This window comes from Johnsonella ignava ATCC 51276 (assembly GCF_000235445.1).
Lineage (GTDB): Bacteria > Bacillota > Clostridia > Lachnospirales > Lachnospiraceae > Johnsonella > Johnsonella ignava.
Map to the genome: position 1 here is coordinate 1 of NZ_JH378851.1, position 1,784 is coordinate 1,784.

The window sequence follows — 1,784 nt, forward strand, 5'->3', positions numbered from 1 at the left end:
TTTACTGGTCAAGTCTTTTTTGTAACACTTTGTTCGATAAATATCTATCTGTAGCGAGCCTCCATTGGTGTTAAATAATTGTTATACGAATGAGGTCTGATGTAGTTGTACCAATTGATATATTTTGTAGTAAGTTCATCCATTGCCTCTGCACTAGTGAAACTGGCTACATTATAAAAATTACTTTTAAAAGTATTATAGAATCTTTCCATAGCTGCATTGTCGTAAGGGCAGCCTGCTTTACTCATACTCTGAGTTACATTGTTGTCTTTGCAGAAATTTACAAACTCACAAGAAGTATACTGTACACCTTGATCTGAATGTAAAATAACAGAAGGATATTTTTCCTTCTCTAAAGCCTGAGTAAGTGTATCTATAGCTAATTGTGTGTTTATATAGTCGCCATTAACAGAAGCTATTGCAACTCGGTCGTATAAATCTATTATGGAGCAGTTGTATCTAAATTTACCATTTGCTTGGCGCATGTAAGTAAAATCTGTGCACCATACTTTATTTTTGCAATTAACTTTGAAGTTTTGATTTAAGAGATTGTCAAAAATCTTATGCTTTTTACCGGTTTTATATCCCGGTTTTGAACGCATAATAACAGCGCATAAATTAAGCTCTTTGTTCATATACTTATGTATAGTGGTATTACTGAACTCATAGCCATAGCGTTTAAGAAACACTCGCATAGTTCTGTAACCAATTACACGATTATTGTTGTAATAAATATATTTGATTAATTTAAATATATTTATTAGACGTTGATGATATTTCTTCTTAACCCCTTTTTTATAATTATAGTAGCAGTTAGGGCTAATTCCGAACTGCTTGCATAGCCATCTGAGACCAAAGATTTCTTTATTATCATCGATGAATCGATATACCACTAATCGATTTCCTTCGCAAAGAATGCCGCTGCTTTTTTTAGGAAAGATATTTCCTTATCTTTCTCATTAAGTAATTGATTAAGTCTTCTGATTTCTTTTGCTTCATTGGATTCAGTGGTACTGTGAGTGGTATAAAGGCATTCTTCTTGGTATTTGTTAACCCATTGACTAATAGTACTTTTAGCAATGTTATATTCTGCTGAAAGCTGAATGTAAGATTTGTCGCCGGTCATATAGGCTCTAACGACTTCTTTTTTAAAGTCTTCACTGTAACGTACTGACATTTTTATGTCCTCCTTGGATAATAAATATTATATATTATTCGAACAGAGTGTTACAAATTAATTATATCAGTACAAACCCATAAAAGTGAAAACCGACATGTCCAAAACTTCCTGGACTTTATGGAATGGAAAACGACAAAATCCGATACGCCGGATCTCCTTTGTTCCGCAGAATTTACAAGTAAGTACCCTGAAACGAATGAAAAAGTCTTTTCGGAACTGATGGCAAATGAGATGGCAGGAGAATGGATCTTAGAAGCAAATGTGAAAAGCAAGAAGGTAAGGATTGACGGAGTGGTTCGGGTTAGCAAGAAGTTTTATAAACGAAATATTAATACAGATTTTGTGGAGGTTAATGCTGAAGATATACCATTCTAAGAGTTTTTAAAAAGTCCGCTACCGCTACTTTGCTACCGACTTCAAAGGTAGTGTGGTAGTGGTAGCGATAACTTTCAAATTTATATAAAACGAAAATTGGGCAGAATGAGAGTTATCCGTCTTGGCTGCGGGACACCCTTATTTTCTGTGATAGTCATAAGGGGTAGAGTTCATTTTAATAAAAAGAATATGTTCAGAGAGATAGCAAGCATATACTTTTTGACCACAG

3 protein-coding genes are annotated in these 1,784 nt (G+C 34.0%); 1 reads left to right on the forward strand and 2 read right to left on the reverse strand.

Translation table 11 applies throughout. The features are described from left to right. Nucleotides 1–44: 44 nt before the first annotated feature. Nucleotides 45–893 carry an IS3 family transposase gene (locus HMPREF9333_RS11875; RefSeq protein WP_083816647.1) on the reverse strand — a complete coding sequence of 283 codons (849 nt, stop codon included), beginning with the start codon at nucleotides 891–893 and terminating at the stop codon, nucleotides 45–47. Next, entirely contained in the window at nucleotides 893–1,177 is a 285-nt protein-coding gene (locus tag HMPREF9333_RS11880) for a transposase (RefSeq protein WP_005539206.1), read from the reverse strand. The genes HMPREF9333_RS11875 and HMPREF9333_RS11880 overlap by 1 nt, the downstream gene beginning before the upstream one ends. A gap of 120 nt (nucleotides 1,178–1,297) precedes the next feature. Between HMPREF9333_RS11880 and HMPREF9333_RS11885 the strand changes: the two genes are divergently transcribed. Further along, a complete protein-coding gene (locus HMPREF9333_RS11885; protein WP_040883150.1) occupies nucleotides 1,298–1,555 on the forward strand; it encodes a hypothetical protein in 258 nt (85 codons plus the stop codon). Nucleotides 1,556–1,784: the final 229 nt, after the last annotated feature.

What these genes read in the sequence shown, in the direction of transcription:
- HMPREF9333_RS11880 (WP_005539206.1), bottom strand. Translation starts at nt 1,177, where the DNA reads ATGTCAGTACGTTACAGTGAAGACTTTAAAAAAGAAGTCGTTAGAGCC.
- HMPREF9333_RS11885 (WP_040883150.1), top strand. Translation starts at nt 1,298, where the DNA reads ATGGAATGGAAAACGACAAAATCCGATACGCCGGATCTCCTTTGTTCC.